We start from the raw sequence: 22738 nt of genomic DNA, 5'->3' as shown, positions 1-22738 counted from the left end.
TTGCAATTAATAGATAGCCTTAATCCAGGTGGAGCGGAAAGAATGGCTGTAAATTATGCTAATTCCTTAAGTGAAATTGGAGTGTCTTCATATTTAATAACTACAAGAGCTCAGGGTGAATTTTTAAATAATTTAGGTGAAAAAATAAAGTATTATCACCTGGATCGGCGAAAAACTTTTGATTATAAGGCAATTTTGAGATTGGTTGTTTTTATAAAAAAGAATGATATTAATATTGTCCATGCTCATGGAACCTCTTGGTTTATAGCTTCATTATGTAAAATTAAATTCAAAAATTTTAAACTTATATGGCATAATCACCACGGGAATAGTCCTAATATGCCTTTTCTGAAAGAGAAAATTCTATTAATCTTCTCAAATTTTTTTGACGGAATAATATCAGTGAATCCTGAAATGCAAAGTTGGTCCCGGGGTCAACTAAAATTTAAAAATTCTATCTATTTGCCCAATTTTGTTAACCCAACAAGTGAAAATCCAGAATATTCTTCCAAAAAACGCTTTAATATAGTATGTACCGCTAATTTGCGTCAGGAAAAAAATCATTTATTATTGTTGAAGGCTGTGGATATTGTAAAAAGTGAAATAAACTTACAAGTTCATTTTATAGGTAGGGATTTTAAAGATGATTACTCAACATATATAAAGCAGGAATTCGAGAAAAGAAAGGGATATGTTAATTTTTATGATACTATTACTGATCCTTACCCAATTTTACTTACTATGGATCTCGGGATACTGGTTTCAACCTACGAAGGCATGCCAATGGCGATTCTGGAATATGGAGCTGCAAGTTTACCCGTTATCTCTACTGATGTTGGGGTTTGTAAAGAATTATTAAAGAACCGGGGTATATTGATTCCGTCCCAAAATTTAGATCAATTGGTCAATGCTATAGAGACCTATGCTTTTAATACTGAGAGAGCTAAAACTGATTCAATCAAATTTCATAATTTCATAATGTCTAATTATGCTTCAAAAGTAACCATCCCTAGATATCTTGAGTTTGTTAGAAACCTATGCTAAAAAACCTAAATAAAAATAATCGGTTTTATTTAAAGTTGCTTGGAATTCATATTGTTTACGGTTATATAATGTATTCCTTTCCTGCCTTGTCAAAAATTATTTTACTAGGCATTATGGCCTCTTTCCTTTTTATCATAATTGATAGAAAAAACAAAGGTAATGAGGCTTTAATGGCCGCTGCCTACATTGCGGGGGGAGAAGTTTTTTTCAGACAAACCAGTTCTGTAATTTTTTATGAAACGGGTAAATATGCAGTGATTATATTTTTATTAATTGGTTTATTTTTCAAGGGGGCGAGTTCGAAAACTATCCCATATTGGATATATCTTCTTATCTTATTTCCTGGAGTAATAATAGCTTCCATAACAGTAAGTTATGAGGCTGACTTCCGTAAACTTATAGCATTTAATCTGGCAGGTCCGGTTTGCTTGGGTGTTTCAGCTTTATATTGTTATTATAAGAAAATCAAGAAGGAAGATTTTCAGCGTGTTCTTTTAATGCTATTAACTCCCATAATAGCCCAGATGATCTACCTCTATATTTATACACCTAGTATGGATTCAGTTAGAATTAGTCTTTCGGGTAATTATGCCGCTACCGGAGGATTTGGACCAAACCAGATTTCTACAGTATTCGGTTTAGGCTGTTTTCTTCTCTGCACCAGATTGTTTACCATTCGTAACCGTCTTATTAATTTGATAGATATTATACTAATAATATTAATGGGCTACAGAGCAATTATAACATTCTCTAGAGGAGGTGTTATAACAGCTCTGATTTGTGTAACATGTTTCTTGATATTTTACTATTACAAACAAGAAGCGAAAAGAATTGAGGGTACAAACATCAGGATATTAGGAATGGCTGCTATTTTTATTGCAATTTGGTTTTTTTCGTTTGCCCAGACATCGGGATTAATAGGAAATCGATATTTAAATAAGAATGCAGCCGGTGAACTAAAAGAAGATATCACGACAGGGAGACTAGAGCTTGTAGAAACTGAATTAACTGCATTTTACCATCATCCTTTGACTGGAATTGGGGTGGGCAAGGGTTATGAGTATCGGGAGGAGAATTTGGGTATAAAAATAGCTACACATAACGAAATTAGCCGACTACTTTCGGAACATGGTTTATTAGGAATATTTGCATTACTTATTCTTATATCTGTACCTATAATATTCTGGTTTAAATTTAAGAATAACTATTACTTCCTGGCATTCGTTGCCTTCTGGTTTTTGACCATAAATCATTCGGCTATGCGAATTGCATTACCGGCCTTTGTATATGGTCTCGCTTTATTATATATAGTAGATGAAAAAAAGGATCCTGTACATAGGAAACGACTTGCGAATTAACAGTTTTACCGTCACCTATATTTCTTTTTTCAGTAAAATGTTAAGGAAGGAGGGCTACGAAGTTAAAACTGCATCCACAAGATCAAACAAAGCTTTGAGACTTACGGAAATGCTCGGCTTGATAGCACGTTATAAGAATTCCACCGATATTGTTCTTATCGATACCTATGGCGCTCTGAACTTTTATTATGCTTACCTCGTCGGTAAAGCCTGTCAGTTATCAAATCTCGAATATATTCCTATTCTACACGGTGGGAATTTGCCGGAACGACTGGAAAGATCTAAATCGTTTAGTGAGAGTCTATTCGGAAGCTCAAAAGTTAATATAGCTCCCTCCATGTTTTTAAAGGATGCTTTTGAAAAGCACGGCTTTCAAAATACTAAGGTTATTCCCAACGCCATAAAAACTTCAAACTACCCATTTAAAAGGCGTGAAAGTTTTCAGCCTAAATTGCTGTGGGTACGACGTTTTCAGGAACGTTATAATCCTATAATGGCTATCGAAGTATTGAAGATTATTTCTGAAAAGTATCCACAGGCAAGTCTTTGTATGGTAGGCCCGGAAAAGGATGGTACCATGAAAACCTGTAAGAAACTTGCAGAGAAATATGATCTTGATGTTCGTTTTACCGGGAAATTAAAGAAGAAATACTGGTCCTCCCTATCCCAACATTATGACTTTTTCATTAATACCACCACTGTGGATAATACCCCAATAAGCGTCATTGAAGCGATGAGTCTTGGCCTGGTGGTAGTTAGTACGAATGTTGGCGGAATGCCACAGCTAATTGATCATTCCATGGATGGAATCCTGGTGCAGGATCGTTCTGCTCAACAAATGGCTGTAGCTATTCAGGACATTGTGGAAAACCCAGAAGTAGGGGTATTACTCTGTAAAAATGCTAAAAGCAAAGTAGATGAATTTGACTGGAGTTGTGTGAGAGATGACTGGAATCAAGTTCTGGCCTGATGCAAAGAATACTCTATATAGGTAACAAACTTGAAAAATGGGGGAGAACTCCAACGGCAGTTGATACTATACCAGATTTGCTCAAAACTGAAGGTTTAGAAATTGTATCGATCTCAAACTTTCAAAATAAATTTCTGAGACTTCTTGAAATGTGCTTTTATTGCTTATTCGGCAGCTATCAAAAAGTTCTTATTGATACCTATAGCACTCAGAATTTTATTTACGCAAAGCTTTGTGGGAGTATAGCCAGGTTTAGAGGGAAAGACTACTATTTTATTTTGCATGGCGGTAAATTATCGAATAGGCTCAGGTCCTCTGGTAACTATGTGACAAATCTATTCCAGACCGCAACAAAATTGGTAGCACCTTCAAAATACCTTTATCAGCAGTTTAAGCAGCTGGGTTATGAGAATCTTGTTTGTATTCCTAATGCTATTTCTCTTGAAAATTACACTTTCCAGCATCGAACCCATACTAATCCAAAATTGCTGTGGATTCGCTCATTTCAGCAACTTTACAACCCCAAATTAGCCATTCAGGTACTGGAAAATTTATCAGACCTCTATCCTGAAAGCGAACTTTGCATGGTGGGTCCCGACAAGGATGGTAGCCTCGAAGAACTTAAGAAGTATGTGAACGAAAATAACCTGAAAGTAAGCTTTCCCGGGAAGCTTTCTAAACCTGACCTTATTTCGTTATCTAAAGAATACTGTATTTTTCTGAATACTTCGAATGTAGATAATACTCCTGTTAGTGTCATGGAGGCGATGGCCTTGGGACTTCCTGTGGTTTCAACCAATGTTGGTGGCATGCCATATCTAATCCAAAATGGTCAAACCGGTCTCCTGGTACCTCCAGGTGATGCTAAAGCGATGACTACTGCTTGTATTAAATTGATATCTGAGCCTGAATTTAGCGCTCGACTATCTAAAAATGCCAGAATCGAAATAGAGAATTTCGATTGGGAACGAGTTAAACACCAATGGCTGGATTTGCTAAGCTAAAAGTTCTATATTTATCGGCACATTACCAGCCCTGCCGCAATGTCGAAAAAGCCTATTTTTCATTTTGAAATTTCTGAGCGAAAGTTTCTATTGAAACTTTTCGATATTCTCTTTGCTTTACTTTCTCTTACTATTGTCGGAATAATTTTTCAATTTGACTACTTCAGAATCAATTCTGATAACTGGACATGGACGCTGGTATTTGTAGTTTATCTCAGTTTCTTCGGAAATGTATTTGAACTTTACGACCTTCAGAAGGCAGATCGGTTTGACAGCGTATTGAAGAATGTACTGCTTACCACCAGTCTTACGGTATTGTTCTATATGCTAACACCATTACTCACTCCAAGTTTGCCTGAAAACAGACTACAGATCATCTTTTTCTTTCTTTCAGTAGCCATTTCACTGCTTATCTGGAGATCTCTTTATATCAGTCTGATTTCAAGTCCAAGATTCTATAAGCGGGTTCTCGTAGTAGGCGACTCTTTTGATATCAAGTTGATCGCTGAATCCCTGCAAAAAGCTGATCCTAATTATTTTGTTGTAGGTTACATTAATACTGATGAGACTTTGAAGACTGATATCGCCAGAGAAGATCTTTTGAGGTTTGAAGTAGAAGAGCTCGTGCAGACTGTCAAGGATGAACACATAAGTGAAATTGTTGTTACCAGTGCATTTCAACGTGGGTTGATGTTGCCGCTTTACAATCAGCTAAGCAAACTTCAGAAGCAGGGTTTTTCGATTCGTGATTATTCGCAGGTTTATGAGGAGATTACCCAGAGAATCCCGGTGCAAAATGTGGACAAAGACTTTTACCGCTATTTTCCCTTCAGTAGAAATCATCAGAATAAATTTTACTTGCTGGCGTTTCGTAGCTTTGATATCATTATTTCCATATTCGGAATACTAGTCGGAATATTTCTAAGCCCTTTTATCATCGCCGGAAATCTGATCGCAAATCGTGGAAAGACCTTTTACTTTCAGGAACGGGTTGGGAAAAATGGCGAGGTTTTTAAAATTGTAAAATTGAGAACCATGAATAAGGACGCGGAGATTTCAGGACCACAATTTGCTCAGAAAAAAGACCTGAGAGTTACCAAATTTGGTCGATTCCTGCGTAGGTCAAGGCTTGATGAAATTCCGCAGTTTTATAATGTATTACTTGGAGATATGAGTTTGATCGGGCCAAGACCTGAGCGTCCTGTGTTCGTGGATGAACTTTCAGAACTTATTCCTTTTTACGATACCCGGCACATCATTAAACCCGGCTTAACCGGATGGGCGCAAGTAATGGCCAACTATGGAGATTGTTATGACGATAGTCTTGAAAAGCTTCAATATGATCTCTATTATATCAAACATCGCGGAATCTTTCTCGATCTAAGTATTCTTCTAAAAACCTTTAGTACCGTGCTATTCTTTAGAGGACAGTAAAAGTTGGAGGTTGTCTGTTATACGTTTTGGGTTGTCGTATGGTTCTTAATTGTAGGTAGTCTGATGTCAGATGTTTGTTGTCTGTTGAAGTTGAAAGGAAAGAAGCTGGAAATTTCCTTCATACTGCTCACTTCTCACGCAGGTCTTTTCCTATTGTATTTTACTACGGAAAATAAGAAGATGAAAAGCGCTAGAAACTGTGCGATTCTGGCCAGGTAATCTCCGTATTGTGAATAAAAAGTAAGTTCATTCTGGATTCCGACTCTCCCTGATATGCTGCCACGCTCCTCATATGCCAGAGTTTCCAAAATATCACCACGGGAGTTTATGATCGCTGAAATTCCGGTATTAGCGCTTCTCGCTACATATCTTCTATTTTCAATAGCACGTAGCCTGGCATAACTTAAATGCTGCTGGTGACCCTGTGTATCACCCCACCATGCGTCATTGGTAATTATACTTAGAAAATTTGCTCCATTTTCCACATACCCGGTTACATACTCGCCGTAAACCGATTCGTAGCAAATAATTGGTGCAGTTCTCAGCGAGTCTTCAAAATAAAGTACTTCCCGCTCTTCCTGAGTAGTTTTCATGGCAACCGTGCCCCCAAGATCGATCATTACATCTCCAAGTATTGGTTTCAAAATATCCTGGTAGGGAAAATTCTCGACGCCTACGACCAGTTTTGATTTATGGTATAATTGCAAACTATCTGCATAAGCACTGATCATAAATGCCGAATTATAGTCATCATACCAGTCATTCGGACCGATTCTATTTGATTGTCTGCGGACTTTCCCTGGATCATTGAATCTTTCATATAAGGTAATTCCTCCCAGAAAGGATAATTCGTTTTCCAGTCGGCTTATTTGCTCGCCGTAAAATATTCCTTCAGAATTGTTGAGGTTCTTTAGTTGTGTACCATCAGCAAAGACAGTTTCCGGAGCAATGATTAAGTCGGTTTGCGGTGTTACCGCTTTAGCAGATAGATCAAGCAGGAGTTCCCCGATCTTTCGATCTGTAGTATTATATTTTTCAGTATAAGGATTGATATTTGGCTGAAGGATAACTACGTCAATAAATTCCTTAGGTTCCTCATAATTCCAGTATAGAACTCCAGAAATTAGCATTGGAATACCAATAAGCAACAAGACCTTTACCGCGGCCCTTGCTATGATCGCTTTGTCTTTAAATTCCCGGTATGATAAAATGGACTTGAAGATGGCGATGTTCAGTATCCATACCCATAGTGTTCCTCCAAAGGTTCCTGTAAATTCATACCATTGAATCCATGCTGGAACTTCTGAAAATACGTTCCCAAGATTAAGCCACGGCCAGGAAAAGTCCCAGTTCAAATGTATTTTCTCAAAAACCATCCAGATACTGATAAGGAATGCTGAAGCGGCCTTAAACCCAGTTCTCTTAGCTATAATATGGTATAAGAGAAAGACTATAGACATTAAAAGCGAATTTGCCAGTACGGCAAATACTCCACCAAAAGGAGTAGAGTTGTAGATCCACCAGGTGGTTATCACATTCCAGATGAAGAAAGTGAGATAAGAAAGAGCAAAAACTTTCAGTTTGACCTTGCTTTTAGAATAGTTGCGAATTTTAAATTCAGCATAAAGCAGTGGAACGAAACCTAGAAATATGAAAATTGGAAATCCATAAGTTGGCCAGGAAATTGCCAGAATGATCCCGCTAAGAAGCGCCAGAAGAAAGTTTTTCATAGATGCTGAAGTCTGCTCAAAAATAATAAACTTATACAGGAATCATTAAATTTAGCCGACTTGCTTTTCATATAACAGTATTTTTACAGGCTTTTAAATTCAAAATGTTAGTTTAGTGGATTCTATCTAAAACAGTCAAATGGGCTTAAAAAAACACGTTCCGAATCTAATTACTTCTTTAAACCTGCTATCTGGTAGTATCGCAGTTATTTTTGCTGTACAGGGAAACCTGGTGCTGGCGGCTATATTTGTAGCAGCAGGGATCTTTTTCGATTTCTTTGATGGGCTTGCCGCTCGTGCGCTTGATGTAAAAAGTGAAGTAGGACTACAAATGGATTCCCTGGCAGATGTCGTTACCAGTGGGGTAGTGCCGGGAATTGTAATGTACCAGTTGATCATAAAAGCTTTACCATCCAGCGGTAGCTTATCAACCGACTGGAATTCTTCAGAATTTGATTTAAACCTTCAACCCTTCGCGCTTATTGGCTTACTAATCATTGTAGCTTCAGCATATCGTTTGGCAAAATTCAATGTAGATGATCGCCAAACCGACTCTTTTATTGGTCTTCCAACTCCAGCGAATGCATTGCTGATCCTTAGTTTGCCGCTAATTCTTAACTATGAGTCTGTTCCTATGATTCATCAATTGATTCTGAACGAGTGGTTTTTAGTTGGATTAACGATTTTAAGCTGTATTCTTCTGAATGCGGAACTACCTTTATTTGCACTAAAATTTTCAGATTGGGGATTTAAAGAAAATAAATTACGTTACTTCTTTATTATAAGTTGTCTCTTACTCATAGTATTCCTGAAGTTTATAGCAATACCAGTAATTATTTTGCTCTATGTACTACTTTCAGTAATATCGAATAGAAAAGCAACAGCTTAATTAAAAATCTTTTTCTTTCTAAGCTCGAAGTTCTGTCCAAGGTATACTTTACGTACCATTTCGTCCTCTGCTAGTTCTTCAGGCATTCCATGCTTCAAAATGCTTCCTTCGAACATTAGGTAAGTTCTGTCAGTAATGGCAAGAGTTTCCTGCACATTATGGTCGGTAATGAGAATACCGATATTTTTATCTTTTAACTGAGCAACAATTCTCTGAATATCCTCAACTGCTACCGGATCTACCCCGGCAAATGGCTCATCTAAAAGAATGAAGTTTGGATCAGTAGCCAAAGCTCTGGCAATCTCTGTTCTCCGGCGTTCACCACCGCTTAAAAGGTCTCCACGGCTTTTTCGTATATGACCAAGACCAAATTCTTCAATAAGCGATTCCATCTTCATTAATCGCTCTTTCTTTGAAAGCTTGGTAAGTTCCAGAACGCTCAGGATATTGTCCTCGATACTCAGCTTTCTGAAAACCGAAGCTTCCTGGGCAAGATATCCAATTCCATGCTGTGCACGCTTATACATAGGGAATTTGGTAATGTTCTGCTTATCCAGAATAATGTTCCCACTATTGGGTTTGATTAAACCTACGATCATGTAAAAAGAAGTGGTTTTACCAGCACCATTCGGTCCAAGTAATCCCACGATCTCTCCCTGATTTACTTCCACAGAAATACCTTTTACAACATTTCTTCCTTTATAGGTCTTGATCAGATTTTCAGCGCGTAGTTTCATAGTCTCAATTTATTCTGAATAAGCAGAAATTGTTCCGTTTTATTCCTGGGCTTCCAAGGCTTCCCAATATTCGTAAGCACGTCTTAAGTGAGGGATCACGATAGTTCCACCAATAAGAGTACCAATACTTAGAGTTTCCATTACTTCTTCCTTAGTGATTCCTTCATTATAGCTCGCTTCCAGGTGATATCTTACGCAGTCATCACAACGCAATACTGTAGAAGCAACCAGTCCAAGTAATTCTTTTGTTTTTTTATCCAGGGCACCTTCAGTAAATGCATTGGTGTCCAGGTTAAAGATTCTTTTTATGATCTTATTATTATCACCAAGAATCTTATCGTTCATCTTGGCACGGTACGAATTAAATTCGTCCACTTGATTTGTCATAGCTTAACTTTTTAATTTTTCTTCTTCTTTTTTATACATGAACTTTGAAATGATAATACTCACTTCATAAAGTATCAATACCGGAACCGCAACGATGATCTGACTCACAATATCTGGCGGAGTAATTACTGCTGATAGGATAAGTACAATCACCAAGGCATACTTTCTATAGGTTTTCAGGAATTGTGGTGTTACAATACCAACCTTTGTTAAGAAATAAATAAGTATAGGAAGCTCAAAAATTAATCCTGAAGCTATTACTGTAGTTCTTACCAGGCCTATATAATCACTTAAATCGAACTCATTGAGAACGATATCACTTACCTGATATTTCCCAAGGAAGTTTATGGATAACGGAGTGATCACATAATAACCGAAAAGGACTCCAATAAAGAATAACATGGAGGTCACAAAGATAAAGCCTTTAGCATGTTTACGTTCTTTCTCATGCATTGCAGGAGCTACAAACTTCCAGAATTCATAAATGATGTAAGGGAATGCTATGATAAAACCTGCAGTAATAGAAGTCCAGATGTGTGCAGAAAACTGTCCACCCATCGTTCTACTTTGTATGGTAAAAGGAAGCTCTTGAAAACAAAACCCACCGTCAAAACCAAGTGCTTCAGAAACTTTGCACAACATGCTATAGGACCAGAAATCACCTTTGCTAGGTCCAAATAAAACAACATCAAAAATGAAACTTTTCAGTAAAAAGGCTACAGCGGCTGCGATTACTACGGCGAGTACCGCGCGAATCAAATGCCATCTTAGTTCCTCAAGATGATCTAAAAAAGACATTTCCGGTTCTTCCTGGGGGGCGATTCTTTCCATTATAAAATTCCTTCTCTTATTAAATTGTGCAGGTGAACTACACCCGTATATTTTCCATTCTCAACAGCCAGTAGCTGGGAGATCTGGTTCTTCTCAAGAATTTCCATGGCAACAACAGCCAGGGTATCCTGTTCGATCGTTTTTGGATCGGCACTCATAATATCCCGTGCCTTGAGTCCTTTTATTTCTCCGTGATCCTTCAGCATTCTACGAATATCACCATCTGTGATGATTCCTATGATACGATCGTTTTCCAGAACTGCGGTTACACCCAGCATTTTTTCTGAAATTTCAATGATCACGTTAGCTACATCAGTCTCCGCGGAAACCATAGGCACCATATTTTGAGATACGATATCGCTAACTCTCAAATATAATTTTTTACCTAATGATCCTCCCGGATGATATTTGGCGAAATCTCTGCTGCTGAAGCCTTTTAAATTCAGTAGACATACAGCAATAGCATCTCCAATAACCATTTGTGCAGTTGTACTGGTAGTAGGAGCGAGATTGTTAGGACAGGCTTCCATCTCTACATAACTATTTAGAACATAGTCTGCCTGTTTCCCAAGAAATGAATCCTTATTCCCGGTCAGTCCTATTAGTACATTATGAAAATTCTTGATGAGTGGTACTAAAACCTTTATTTCAGGGCTATCTCCACTTTTAGAAATACAGATCACTACATCATTATCCTGGACTATCCCAAGATCTCCGTGGATCGCATCTGCCGCATGCATAAAAATAGATGGAGTACCAGTAGAATTAAGGGTGGCCACGATCTTATTGGCGATAATGGCACTTTTACCAATACCAGTAACCACCACACGACCTTCAGACTTATAGATGACTTCTACCGCCTTAATGAATTCTTCGTCAATGTAATTTTCGAGATTCGCAATTGCTTTGGCTTCGTTGGAAATGGTTTCTTTCGCTGAAGAAATGATTTGCTCGCTAAGTTTCAAATTAGATTAAATTAAGAATTGCAGGTACTAAAGAAAACCGTATATTTAGTTATACAAATGTATGTAAAATTGTAACACAATTGAATGGGTTTGACCGAAATTGATTTACACAAAGAACTGAAGAAGTACTTTGGTTTTAGTCAGTTTAAGGGGCTTCAGGAAGATGTAATCACCAGTATCGTAAATGGCCATGACACATTCGTTGTTATGCCAACGGGTGGAGGTAAATCATTATGTTATCAGCTCCCTGCACTAATACAGGATGGAACAGCGATCGTTGTTTCCCCACTTATAGCCTTAATGAAGAATCAGGTAGATGCTATTCGTAGCATCTCTTCGGAATATGGCATCGCCCATGTTCTGAACTCCTCTTTAAACAAAACAGAAGTAAACCAGGTAAAAACAGATATCGATAGTGGTGTCTGTAAACTGCTTTACGTGGCTCCGGAATCACTGACCAAAGAAGATTATGTGGATTTTCTAAAGCATCAGACGATCTCGTTCCTTGCTGTAGATGAAGCACACTGTATAAGTGAATGGGGACATGACTTCAGACCGGAATATCGAAATCTAAGACATATACTTCAGCGTATTGGCGATAATATACCAGTTATCGGACTTACCGCTACGGCTACTCCCAAAGTTCAGGAGGATATTCTGAAGAACCTGGGAATCACAGACGCTAATACTTTTAAGGCAAGTTTTAACCGACCCAACCTGTATTACGAGGTGCGTCCTAAAACCAAGAATGTTGATGCCGATATCATACGTTTCGTAAAAAAGAACGATGGTAAATCGGGGATTATCTATTGTTTGAGCAGAAAGAAAGTGGAAGAGCTTGCTCAAACTCTACAGGTAAATGGTATCAAAGCCGTTCCTTATCATGCCGGTCTTGATGCAAAAACACGTTCCCGACACCAGGATATGTTTCTAATGGAAGATATCGATGTGGTGGTGGCGACCATCGCCTTCGGGATGGGTATTGATAAGCCAGATGTTCGTTTTGTAATTCATCATGACATTCCCAAAAGTATAGAAAGTTATTACCAGGAAACCGGACGTGCCGGTAGAGATGGTGGTGAAGGTCATTGTCTGGCCTTCTATAGTTACAAAGACATTGAAAAGCTTGAGAAGTTTATGAGTGGTAAACCTGTCGCAGAACAGGAGATTGGTCATGCGCTATTACAGGAAGTGGTTGCTTTTGCTGAAACTTCCATCTCAAGAAGAAAATTTATACTGCATTACTTTGGGGAGGAATTCGATTCTGAAACCGGGGAAGGAGCAGATATGGATGATAATGTTCAGAATCCAAAGAATCAGCATGAAGCCAAGGATGATCTTGAGCTATTGCTGAAAACCGTCAAAGAAACAAATCAGTTATATAAGTCAAAGGAAGTGGTGCGCACGCTCATTGGAAAAAGCAATGCGGTCATTCTTTCTCATAAGACCGACGAACATCGTCTCTTCGGAAAAGGAAGTCACCAACATGCCGGTTACTGGATGGCACTTATCCGCCAGGCTTTAATCGCAGGATTTCTGAAAAAGGATATTGAAACCTACGGAGTTGTAAAACTTACCAAGCGTGGTGATGAATATCTGAAGAATCCGGTGTCATTTATGATGACCGAGGATCATGTTTTTAACGATATTACTGAAGAAGTCGTTGTACCTCAAAAGTCGGCGAATACAGTTGATGATCAGCTGGTAAAAATGCTAAAGGAACTTCGGAAGAAAGTTGCTAAAAAGAAAGACCTGCCTCCATTTGTGATTTTCCAGGATCCATCTTTAGAAGATATGGCTCTTAAATACCCGATAAGTATCGAGGAATTAGGAAACATTCACGGAGTAGGGGAAGGAAAGGCTAAAAAATACGGATCCGATTTTGTGGATCTTATCTCGAGATACGTTGAGGATAATGAAATTGTAAGGCCTGATGATTTTGTGGTAAAATCTACAGGTGCCAATAGCGCTCTTAAACTATTTATCATCCAGAGTGTAGACAGGAAATTACCATTGTCAGACATTGCTTCGGCAAAAGGCATGCAAATGCCCGAGTTTATTAAAGAAATGGAAGCGATCGTCTACAGTGGAACCAAATTGAATATTGACTATTATCTTGATGATATTCTGGATGAAGATCAACAGGAAGAGATTCATGAATATTTTCTGGAAGCGGAAACCGATAAGATCGATGAGGCGATGGAAGAATTTGATGGAGACTATGATGACGAAGAATTACGATTATACCGCATCAAGTTTATAAGTCAGGTAGCGAACTAAAACAAAAAACCCGGAATTTCTTCCGGGTTTTTTGTTACAATATATCTAACATTCAAGTTTTAATTATAATGAATACGCAACACTCAGGATCCATTGTGATGGTCTTGAATCTATAGTGAAACCACTGTCGGCAGCAAGATTTCCACCTAATGCCTGGTTATCCTGAAACGCTCCTTCATATCGAATATCGAAACCAAGCCTACCCAAATCCAGACCTGCTCCTAATTGATATCCAACGCTAATCTCATTTTCCACATCACCAATGCTCAAGTTCGTGTTTTCCAGTTCATTTTTCAGAATATATTGAAATGCCGGACCTGCTTTGATATTTAAAGGGCCTAACACATTTACTCCTAAAAGTACAGGAGCATCTATTTTCTGAAGCTTATAATCAAATTGCGAATACTCGGTGTTCATTTCTGTATAAACCAATTCGGGGCGAAGAAAGATTCCCAGTATTTCGAACTGCCCAAAAAATCCTGCATGAAAACCGGTCTTGTTTTCTCCATCTTCAAACGAACCGCTAAAATCATCAGTTAGACGGCTAATCGATTCGTATTCTCCGGTTGCACCGTAATTCAATCCACCTTTGATCCCAAAACTTGCATCCTGTGCAGAAACATTCAGCGCACCAATCATTAGTGCAAACATCATTAACTTTTTCATAGGTCTAATTTTATCTTATTTCAGGCTATTATAACGCCATGGGTTTATGGTTTATTTCAGTAAAAGTAGAAAAGCCTTCCGAAGATAAACTTCAGAAGGCCTTAGTATGCTGACTTCTACATTATAGAAGTATTATTTTCTTTTAATAGCCTTTTCCGCAGCCTTCACAATAGCAGCAGCATTCAAACCATATTTTTCCATCAGCTGAGCAGGAGTTCCGCTTTCACCGAAACAATCATCAGTCGCCACGAATTCCTGAGGTGTAGGATGGTGTGAAGCCAAAGTTCTTGCAACACTTTCGCCAAGTCCGCCAAGGAAGTTATGCTCTTCAGCAGTAACCACACATCCGGTTTTCTTAGCAGAAGCGATCACGGCTTCTTCATCAAGCGGTTTGATCGTATGAATATTGATCACTTCGGCACTAATGCCTTTTTCATTCAGCTCCACAGCCGCCTGAATAGCTTCCCAAACTAAATGACCAGTTGCAATGATGCTAACATCGGTACCTTCATACAGATGCACCGCTTTCCCGATCTGAAAATCCTGATCATCTTCAGTAAAATTAGCAACCTTTGGTCGGCCAAATCTTAGGTAAACAGGACCATCGTAATCTGCAATGGCTTTGGTCGCAGCTTTGGTCTGGTTATAATCACAGGTGTTGATCACTGTCATTCCAGGGAGCATCTTCATCAAGCCGATATCTTCAAGGATCTGGTGAGTTGCACCATCTTCTCCCAAAGTAACTCCGGCGTGACTTGCACAGATCTTCACATTCTTTCCAGAATAGGCAACACTTTGTCGAATCTGGTCGTAAACTCTACCTGTAGAGAAGTTAGCGAAAGTTCCTGTAAACGGAATTTTCCCACCAATGGTCATTCCTGCTGCCATCCCGATCATGTTCGCTTCAGCAATACCTACCTGGAAAAATCTTTCCGGGTGATTAGCTTTGAAGTCATCCATTTTCAGAGATCCGGTTAGATCGGCACATAACGCAACTACATTCTCGTTAGATTGGCCAAGTTCTGTTAAGCCATCTCCAAAACCAGATCTGGTATCCTTACTTCCTTTATTTATATATTCTTTCATGATATTCTTAATTTTGATTTTAATGAATTCGGCTTAGTAATCACCAAGGGTTTCCGGGTTCTGAGAAAGTCCTTTTTCCAACTGCTCGTCGTTTGGAGCCTTCCCGTGCCATGCATGAGTATGCATCATATAGTCGACACCGTTACCCATTACCGTGTTCATTAATATACAGACTGGCTTGCCTTTTCCAGTTCTGGTTTTAGCTTCTTTAAGTCCGTCGATTACTTGTTGAAGATTATTTCCATCTTCAATTTCCATCACGTCCCAGCCAAATGCCTCAAATTTAGCTCTAAGATTTCCTAACGGAAGTACTTTTTCTGTACTACCATCAATTTGCTGACCGTTGAGGTCTACTGTAGAAATAAGGTTGTCTACTTTATTTCCGGCAGCGTACATGATCGCTTCCCAGTTCTGACCTTCCTGCAATTCACCATCACCATGAAGGGTGTAAACGATATGATCATCATTATTAAGTTTCTTAGCCTGGGCAGCACCAAGAGCAACGCTCATTCCCTGTCCCAGAGATCCTGAAGCGATTCTAATTCCAGGCAATCCCTCATGAGTTGTTGGGTGTCCCTGTAATCTTGAATCAATTAATCTAAAAGTGCTAAGTTCTTCTACCGGGAAATAACCACTTCTGGCTAGAACGCTGTAAAAAACCGGGGAGATATGACCATTGGAAAGAAAGAACAGGTCTTCTCCTTTACCATCCATGTTGAAGCTGGTGTTGTGATCCATAACTTCCTGGTAAAGAGCCGTAAAAAATTCAGCGCAGCCTAAAGAACCTCCAGGATGACCAGAGTTTACTTTATGCACCTGTCGCAGAATATCGCGGCGAACCTGAGTGACAAAATCTTGTAATTCGTTGATGTTTGGCATTTTATAATGTGTTGTTTTGTTGCCGCAAAAATAAGCGATTTAAAGCCTTTGACAAAGCAACCATACCCCAGTTATTAACTTTTTCAGCAAAATACTAACAGGCTCTGTGAACTCTGACTTCCATTTGAGTTTTGAATGAGTATCTTTGCAGCGATTAAACAGAACTATGAAATTTGAACTTTTATCTACCGATGCCGGTAGTAAAGCACGAGCCGGAAGTATTACTACAGATCATGGCAAGATCGAAACACCTATTTTTATGCCGGTTGGAACGGTAGCTACCGTTAAAGGCGTACATCAACGTGAATTGAAGGAAGACATCAATCCAGATATTATACTGGGAAACACCTACCACTTATACCTTAGACCTCAAACTGAGATTCTCAGGAAAGCCGGTGGACTTCATAAATTCATGAATTGGGATCGAAATATCTTGACAGATAGTGGTGGTTACCAGGTTTATTCACTTTCAGCTAGAAGAAAGATCAAGGAAGAAGGTGTGAAGTTCAAATCTCATATAGATGGTTCATATCATACATTTACTCCTGAAAATGTTATGGAAATTCAACGTACCATTGGAGCCGATATTATAATGGCTTTTGATGAATGTACTCCTTATCCATGTGATTATAATTATGCAAAGAGATCTATGCATATGACGCATCGCTGGCTGGACAGGTGTATCAATCACCTTGAGAAAACGCCTGAAATTTACGATTATAAGCAAACACTTTTCCCAATCGTACAGGGGAGCACCTATAAAGATCTTCGGAAGCAATCTGCGGAATATATCGCAAATGCCGGAGCTGAAGGAAATGCTATTGGAGGATTATCTGTAGGAGAACCGGCAGATGAAATGTATGCCATGACTGAAGTGGTTACTGCCATACTACCGGAAGACAAGCCACGTTATCTAATGGGAGTGGGAACACCAATTAATATTCTTGAAAATATTGCCCTTGGAGTAGATATGTTCGATTGCGTGATGCCAACTAGAAATGGACGTAACGGAATGTTATTTACTTCCCATGGGACCATTAATATCAAGAATAAGAAATGGGCAGACGACTTTTCACCAATAGACCCAGAAGGCGTTAGTTTTGTAGATTCAGAATATTCTAAAGCCTATGTTCGACATCTATTTACAGTAAATGAAATGCTTGGCAGGCAAATTGCAAGTATTCATAATCTTAGTTTCTACCTGTGGTTGACGAGAGAAGCCAGAAAGCATATATTAGCTGGAGATTTCACACAGTGGAAAGATAAAATGGTAAAACAAATGGATAAACGATTATAATTCCGGAATTTGAAAATTCTCGATTGGTATATACTTAAAAGATATCTGGGAACCTTCAGTATGATGCTGTTGTTGTTTATTCCAATTGGTATCACTGTAAACCTTGCTGAAAAGATCGACAAGATCCTGGATAATGAAGTGCCTTTTATTGAAGTTGCCTATTACTATCTAGACTTTACTATCTATTTTGCAAACCTCTTATTTCCAATATTTCTATTCTTATCGGTCATCTGGTTTACCTCGAAACTGGCCATGAATACCGAAATCGTTGCTTTTTTAAGTAGCGGTGTTTCTTTTTATAGATTTCTGAGGCCTTATTTGATAGGGGCAACCATAGTTTGTTTTGGTGCATTGATTCTTTCCATGTATCTCGCACCACAAGCGAGTAAAGGTTTTAATGAGTTTAAATACAGGTATTTAAAACACGGACAGGAAACCAGGGAAACCAACGATGTTTACCGGCAGATCAATGATAACGAGTTCATCTACGCCAACCACTTTTCACCAAGTTCCAATTCTGCGCGAAATTTTACGCTGGAACACTTTGAGGACAACGAGTTGAAATTTAAGATAAGCGCTTCAAGTTTACGCTACAATCCAGAGGACAGTACGTACAGGCTTACTATGGCAGATAAACGAATTATTGGAGCCAGAGGAGATAGCATTTTTAACTATAGAACCCTGGACACGATCCTGCCATTTGAATTCGATGAACTTACTCCTGAATCTTATATTGCTGAAACATTAAATTATACCGAACTAAAGGAGTTCATCTCCAAGGAAAAAAGAAGAGGTTCGGGGAACATAAGCAGGTATGAAGTAGTAGCTTATAAGCGGTGGAGTATTCCTATCTCAGCTTTTATTCTAACAATAATTGCCGTTGCAGTATCTTCCTTTAAGAGAAGAGGAGGAATGGGAGTGAACCTGGCAGTTGGAATATGCCTGGCCTTTATTTTTATCTTTTTCGACAAGGTTTTTGGGACTATGGCAGAGCAGTCCACCTTCTCACCTTTGATCGCGGTATGGTTTCCTAATATAGTATTTGGGATACTGGCCATCGTGCTTCTTATTCGCGCGAAGCGTTAATCCATAACTGTTGAAAATTTAAACTTTATCAGCCATTTCTATCCTTTCAAAGTTGTTATATTTGTGAGCTATTTAAATTAATAACCATAAGAAATATGGAGTATTTAGAATTTGAACAACCTATCAAGGAGCTTGAGGAACAATATGCCAAAGCCTGCAATATTGGACAGGAAAGTGATGTAGATGTTACGGCAACCTGCAAGCAAATTGAGAAGAAACTTGCTGAAACCAAGAAACAGATCTATAAGAATCTTTCGCCATGGCAGAGAGTACAACTTTCCAGGCATCCTAATAGACCATATACTTTAGATTATATAAATGCTATTTGTGGAGATACTTTCCTTGAATTGCACGGTGATCGTAATGTGAAGGATGATAAAGCAATGATTGGTGGCCTTGGAAAGATCGATGATCAAAGTTTTATGTTCGTTGGTCAGCAAAAAGGTTATAATACCAAAACAAGACAATACCGTAATTTCGGGATGGCCAATCCTGAAGGTTATAGAAAAGCACTTCGTTTAATGAAGTCTGCTGAAAAGTTCGGTGTTCCTGTAGTATGTTTGGTGGATACTCCTGGAGCATATCCTGGTCTTGAAGCTGAGGAGCGCGGACAGGGTGAAGCGATCGCAAGAAATATTCTTGAAATGACGAGATTAAAGGTGCCAATCATCGTAGTGATTATTGGTGAAGGTGCCAGTGGTGGAGCTTTGGGAATAGGTGTTGGAGATAAAGTATTAATGTTGGAAAACACCTGGTACTCTGTGATTTCTCCTGAAAGCTGTTCTTCTATTCTATGGAGAAGCTGGGAATACAAAGAAATTGCCGCAGATGCTTTGAAACTGACTGCTACAGATATGAAAAAGCAGAAGCTTATCGATGAGATCGTAAAAGAACCTCTAGGTGGTGCTCATAGCAATCGTGAAGAGATCTTCAATACGGTAAAATCTTCAATTACCAAAGCATATTCTGAATTCAGAAACTTATCACCAGACCAACTGGTAGAAAATAGGATGGATAAATATTTAGACATGGGAGTGTTTAAAGGCTAACTGCTTTATTTATACATCATCGTTAGAAAATCCGGCAGTCAAATTCCGGATTTTTTTGTCTTATTAACACAAAATCGAAGTTATCAACAGGTGAATTGTTCATTACCTGTTGAGTACCTCAAGGCTCTCTACTTAAGATTGTCTTAACATTTTATTTACTTTCGTATCTATGGAAAAAATAAGCTCCCCCCAGAACATATCCTACAAAAAAACAAATGTGGTAAGCCTTGAGAAAGGTAAAGTACCGCCTCAAGCTGTTGATTTAGAAGAAGTTGTGCTTGGTGCAATGATGATCGATAAAAAAGGAGTTGACGAGATCATTGATATTCTGGTACCGGATGCCTTTTACAAGAATTCCCATAAGTTGATCTATGAAGCCATCAAAAAATTGTTCGATGCCTCTGAAGCGATTGACTTATTAACCGTTTCTAACCAACTTAAGAAGGATAAGGTGTTTGATAAGGTTGGAGGAGACTATTATCTCATTCAGCTTACTCAAAAAGTGTCCAGTAGTGCGCATATCGAGTTTCACGCACGTATCATTTTACAGAAGTATATTCAGAGATCACTAATTAAGATCTCCAACGAAATAATTGAGGAGGCATTTGATGAAGGTTCAGATGTGTTCGATCTTTTAGATTCTGCAGAATCTAAACTTTATGAAGTAACCCAGGGGAATATTAAGCGATCAACCGAAACTGCACAATCTTTGGTGATTCAGGCGAAGAAGAAGATCCAGGAGATCTCCAACAAAGAAGGTCTTAGTGGAGTTCCTTCAGGATTCGATAAACTTGATGATCTTACTTCAGGATGGCAACCTTCAGATTTAATAATCGTTGCTGCCCGTCCAGGTATGGGTAAAACGGCTCTTACGTTGTCTATGGCCCGAAACATTGCGGTAGACCAGGGATTTCCGGTAGCATTCTTTTCTTTGGAGATGTCTTCAGTACAGTTGATCACTCGTTTGATCTCTTCTGAAACCGGACTTTCTTCAGAAAAACTTAGAACCGGTAAATTGGAGCAGCACGAATGGGAGCAATTGAATGTAAAGGTGAAAGATCTTGAAAAAGCACCTTTATTTATTGATGATACTCCTTCACTTTCTATTTTCGATTTACGTGCAAAAGCGAGACGACTTGCCTCCCAGCATGGGATAAGACTCATTGTTATAGATTATTTGCAATTAATGACTGCAGGTGGTGGGCAGAAAGGTGGAAACCGTGAACAGGAGATTTCCATGATTTCCAGAAACCTGAAGGCTCTAGCAAAAGAACTTAATGTGCCTGTAATCGCCCTTTCACAGCTTTCCCGTGCGGTTGAAACACGTGGTGGAAGTAAACGACCACTATTATCTGACCTTCGGGAGTCTGGAGCGATCGAGCAGGATGCAGATATTGTATCCTTTATTTATCGTCCAGAATATTATAAGATCGAGGAGTGGGATGATGAAGAAAGAACTCCTACGCAGGGTCAGGGTGAGTTCATTGTAGCGAAACACCGTAATGGTGGTCTGGAAAATATTCGCTTAAAGTTTATTGGAGAACTCGGTAAATTCGATAATTTAGAAGACTTTAGTTTCCCTTCTGAAATTCCTTCAAGTATGAATAGTGGAGATGGGGATGACTTCGGAAATTTCAATTTACCAAATCCTAGTGCAGATGAAGCATTTGGTAGCTCAATGAATAGTGACGATGATGATAGTGACGTTCCATTTTAATGATCTTAAACTGAAGAATTTCAGCAAGACAGGACATTTTAAAAATATTATAAAAAGCAAAGTACTTCAAACTACTTTGCTTTTTTTGTTTCTATTGTTCTCCTGTACTGCTGCAAAAGCCTCAAAAGTACTTATCCCGATGGATGCGAGTACACAAAATGATCATTTGAAGGCATACGGAATGGTCTATTTTTCTCTTCAGAAAAGTTTCAAGGTGAACTGGCTGCTAAATTACAGGGGAGGTTCCTTCCTCATTTCAGATCATCCAGATCTTCGGAAAGAATGCCAGATTCGTGGTGTGTTTTTCGAGATCATCAGTGATCAAAAAGCAGAAAGTATCCTTCAGGAAATTAGTAGTCCTTCCCAGAATATGGAATCAGTTCCGCTGGAAAAAGCACCTAAAATTGCAGTTTATAGTCCGCAGGGAAATAAACCCTGGGATGATGCCGTTACTATGGCACTTAGTTATGCTGAAATACCATATACTACCATTTATGACCGGGAAGTTCTGGCAGATGGCCTGCTCTTGTACGACTGGCTTCACCTGCATCATGAAGATTTCACCGGGCAATATGGGAAGTTTTATCGCAGTTTTAAAACTACTCCATGGTATATAGAAGACAAGAAGGAAGCTGAAAGACTGGCAAGTGAGTTGGGTTATGAAAAAGTTTCAGAAGAAAAACTTGCGGTGGCCAGGAGAATAAGTGAATATGTAAAAGATGGCGGTTTTATGTTTGCCATGTGCAGTGCCACAGATAGTTTCGATATCGCTTTGGCGGCAGATGGCGTAGATATCGCAGAAGCAATGTTTGATGGTGATCCAAGTGAACCGGCATACCAGTCTAAATTAGATTATGATCTCAGCTTTGCGTTTACCGATTTTATTCTGGAAAGAAGTCCGTTGGTTTATGAATTTTCTAATATCGATATGACCTCGAAACGACAGATGATCGAGAAAGAAAGTGATTATTTTACTTTAATGGATTATTCGGCGAAATGGGATGTGGTGCCAACAATGCTTACACAAAATCATACCCGGCTGGTAAAAGGTTTTATGGGACAAACAACTAGTTACGATCCGGAAACGATTAAACCTGGTGTTTTAATCATGGGAGAATCCAAACTGAATGGCGAAGCGCGATACATACACGGTGTGAAAGGCAAGGGATTTTTCACCTTTTATGGAGGACATGATCCTGAAGATTATCAACACAGGGTAGGGGATCCTAAAACCGAACTGCAGTTGCATCCAAATTCAGCAGGATACCGGCTTATTCTTAATAATGTGCTATTTCCGGCAGCTAAAAAAAAGGAACAGAAAACTTAACA

Annotated in this window: 20 protein-coding genes; 12 read left to right on the top strand and 8 right to left on the bottom strand. The window is 38.8% G+C overall.

Translation table 11 applies throughout. The annotated features are described in order from the left end of the window. The 5 genes from JM79_RS12165 to JM79_RS12145 are packed head-to-tail and all read left to right on the top strand — an operon-like array spanning window position 1 to window position 5810. Complete coding sequence (locus JM79_RS12165) at window positions 1-1044, top strand: glycosyltransferase family 4 protein (protein WP_221625454.1); 1044 nt, start codon at window positions 1-3, stop codon at window positions 1042-1044. Beyond that, window positions 1038-2402, top strand: a complete 1365-nt coding sequence (locus JM79_RS12160; RefSeq protein WP_141878400.1) for an O-antigen ligase family protein — start codon at window positions 1038-1040, stop codon at window positions 2400-2402. Before JM79_RS12165 ends, JM79_RS12160 begins: the two co-directional genes overlap by 7 nt. After that, on the top strand, window positions 2359-3372 hold the full coding sequence (locus JM79_RS12155; protein ID WP_141878399.1) for a glycosyltransferase: 1014 nt from the start codon (window positions 2359-2361) through the stop codon (window positions 3370-3372). Before JM79_RS12160 ends, JM79_RS12155 begins: the two co-directional genes overlap by 44 nt. Continuing rightward, window positions 3372-4376, top strand: coding sequence for a glycosyltransferase family 4 protein (locus JM79_RS12150; protein ID WP_141878398.1), 1005 nt, complete (start codon window positions 3372-3374; stop codon window positions 4374-4376). Before JM79_RS12155 ends, JM79_RS12150 begins: the two co-directional genes overlap by 1 nt. Before the next feature lie 39 nt (window positions 4377-4415). Further along, window positions 4416-5810: a sugar transferase gene (locus JM79_RS12145; RefSeq protein ID WP_141878397.1), complete on the top strand. Its 1395-nt coding sequence runs from the start codon at window positions 4416-4418 to the stop codon at window positions 5808-5810. Window positions 5811-5944: 134 nt separating this feature from the next. On the opposite strand, the gene lnt is transcribed toward JM79_RS12145, so the two are convergent. Then, on the bottom strand, window positions 5945-7540 hold the full coding sequence (gene lnt, locus JM79_RS12140; RefSeq protein ID WP_141878396.1) for an apolipoprotein N-acyltransferase: 1596 nt from the start codon (window positions 7538-7540) through the stop codon (window positions 5945-5947). Between the two features lie 139 nt (window positions 7541-7679). Here lnt and JM79_RS12135 point away from each other — a divergent pair, with 139 nt between their 5' ends. Next, complete coding sequence (locus JM79_RS12135; RefSeq protein ID WP_141878395.1) at window positions 7680-8429, top strand: CDP-alcohol phosphatidyltransferase family protein; 750 nt, start codon at window positions 7680-7682, stop codon at window positions 8427-8429. Here JM79_RS12135 and lptB read toward each other — a convergent pair. Genes lptB through JM79_RS12115 form a run of 4 tightly spaced genes read right to left on the bottom strand, consistent with a single transcriptional unit; the run spans window position 8426 to window position 11349 of the window. Next, window positions 8426-9166: an LPS export ABC transporter ATP-binding protein gene (gene lptB / locus JM79_RS12130; protein ID WP_026914497.1), complete on the bottom strand. Its 741-nt coding sequence runs from the start codon at window positions 9164-9166 to the stop codon at window positions 8426-8428. The two genes, JM79_RS12135 and lptB, sit on opposite strands and share 4 nt — an antisense overlap. 39 nt (window positions 9167-9205) lie before the next feature. After that, window positions 9206-9553: a carboxymuconolactone decarboxylase family protein gene (locus JM79_RS12125; protein WP_141878394.1), complete on the bottom strand. Its 348-nt coding sequence runs from the start codon at window positions 9551-9553 to the stop codon at window positions 9206-9208. A 3-nt stretch (window positions 9554-9556) separates the two neighbouring features. Beyond that, window positions 9557-10384, bottom strand: a complete 828-nt coding sequence (tatC, locus tag JM79_RS12120; RefSeq protein WP_141878393.1) for a twin-arginine translocase subunit TatC — start codon at window positions 10382-10384, stop codon at window positions 9557-9559. Next, window positions 10384-11349, bottom strand: coding sequence for a KpsF/GutQ family sugar-phosphate isomerase (locus JM79_RS12115; RefSeq protein WP_141878392.1), 966 nt, complete (start codon window positions 11347-11349; stop codon window positions 10384-10386). Before JM79_RS12115 ends, tatC begins: the two co-directional genes overlap by 1 nt. A gap of 84 nt (window positions 11350-11433) precedes the next feature. On the opposite strand from JM79_RS12115, the gene recQ reads away from it, so the two are divergent. Further along, window positions 11434-13629: a DNA helicase RecQ gene (gene recQ, locus JM79_RS12110; protein WP_141878391.1), complete on the top strand. Its 2196-nt coding sequence runs from the start codon at window positions 11434-11436 to the stop codon at window positions 13627-13629. A gap of 63 nt (window positions 13630-13692) precedes the next feature. Here the strand turns inward: recQ and JM79_RS12105 are convergent, their stop codons facing one another. From JM79_RS12105 to JM79_RS12095, 3 genes are all read right to left on the bottom strand, one after another. Beyond that, a complete protein-coding gene (locus tag JM79_RS12105; RefSeq protein WP_141878390.1) occupies window positions 13693-14295 on the bottom strand; it encodes an outer membrane beta-barrel protein in 603 nt (200 codons plus the stop codon). Between the two features lie 132 nt (window positions 14296-14427). After that, window positions 14428-15381 carry a transketolase family protein gene (locus tag JM79_RS12100; RefSeq protein WP_141878389.1) on the bottom strand — a complete coding sequence of 318 codons (954 nt, stop codon included), beginning with the start codon at window positions 15379-15381 and terminating at the stop codon, window positions 14428-14430. A gap of 33 nt (window positions 15382-15414) precedes the next feature. Then, window positions 15415-16260 (bottom strand): transketolase, encoded by an 846-nt coding sequence (locus JM79_RS12095; protein WP_141878388.1) that lies wholly within the window; start codon window positions 16258-16260, stop codon window positions 15415-15417. A 166-nt stretch (window positions 16261-16426) separates the two neighbouring features. Here JM79_RS12095 and tgt point away from each other — a divergent pair, with 166 nt between their 5' ends. The 5 genes from tgt to JM79_RS12070 all read left to right on the top strand — a co-directional run bounded on the left by tgt (window position 16427) and on the right by JM79_RS12070 (window position 22736). Beyond that, on the top strand, window positions 16427-17557 hold the full coding sequence (tgt, locus tag JM79_RS12090; RefSeq protein ID WP_141878387.1) for a tRNA guanosine(34) transglycosylase Tgt: 1131 nt from the start codon (window positions 16427-16429) through the stop codon (window positions 17555-17557). A gap of 9 nt (window positions 17558-17566) precedes the next feature. Next, window positions 17567-18643 (top strand): LptF/LptG family permease, encoded by a 1077-nt coding sequence (locus tag JM79_RS12085; protein WP_141878386.1) that lies wholly within the window; start codon window positions 17567-17569, stop codon window positions 18641-18643. A gap of 95 nt (window positions 18644-18738) precedes the next feature. Further along, the gene (locus JM79_RS12080) at window positions 18739-19692 is read left to right on the top strand and encodes an acetyl-CoA carboxylase carboxyltransferase subunit alpha (RefSeq protein WP_141878385.1); all 954 of its coding nucleotides are present in this window, start codon (window positions 18739-18741) and stop codon (window positions 19690-19692) included. A 169-nt stretch (window positions 19693-19861) separates the two neighbouring features. After that, on the top strand, window positions 19862-21409 hold the full coding sequence (gene dnaB / locus JM79_RS12075) for a replicative DNA helicase (RefSeq protein WP_141878384.1): 1548 nt from the start codon (window positions 19862-19864) through the stop codon (window positions 21407-21409). Further along, window positions 21384-22736 (top strand): asparagine synthetase B, encoded by a 1353-nt coding sequence (locus JM79_RS12070; RefSeq protein ID WP_141878383.1) that lies wholly within the window; start codon window positions 21384-21386, stop codon window positions 22734-22736. The genes dnaB and JM79_RS12070 overlap by 26 nt, the downstream gene beginning before the upstream one ends. The last annotated feature ends 2 nt before the right edge of the window (window positions 22737-22738 follow it).

Source organism: Gramella sp. Hel_I_59 (assembly GCF_006714895.1).
Classification (GTDB): Bacteria; Bacteroidota; Bacteroidia; order Flavobacteriales; family Flavobacteriaceae; genus Christiangramia.
This window is presented reverse-complemented; position numbering and strand designations above follow the sequence as displayed.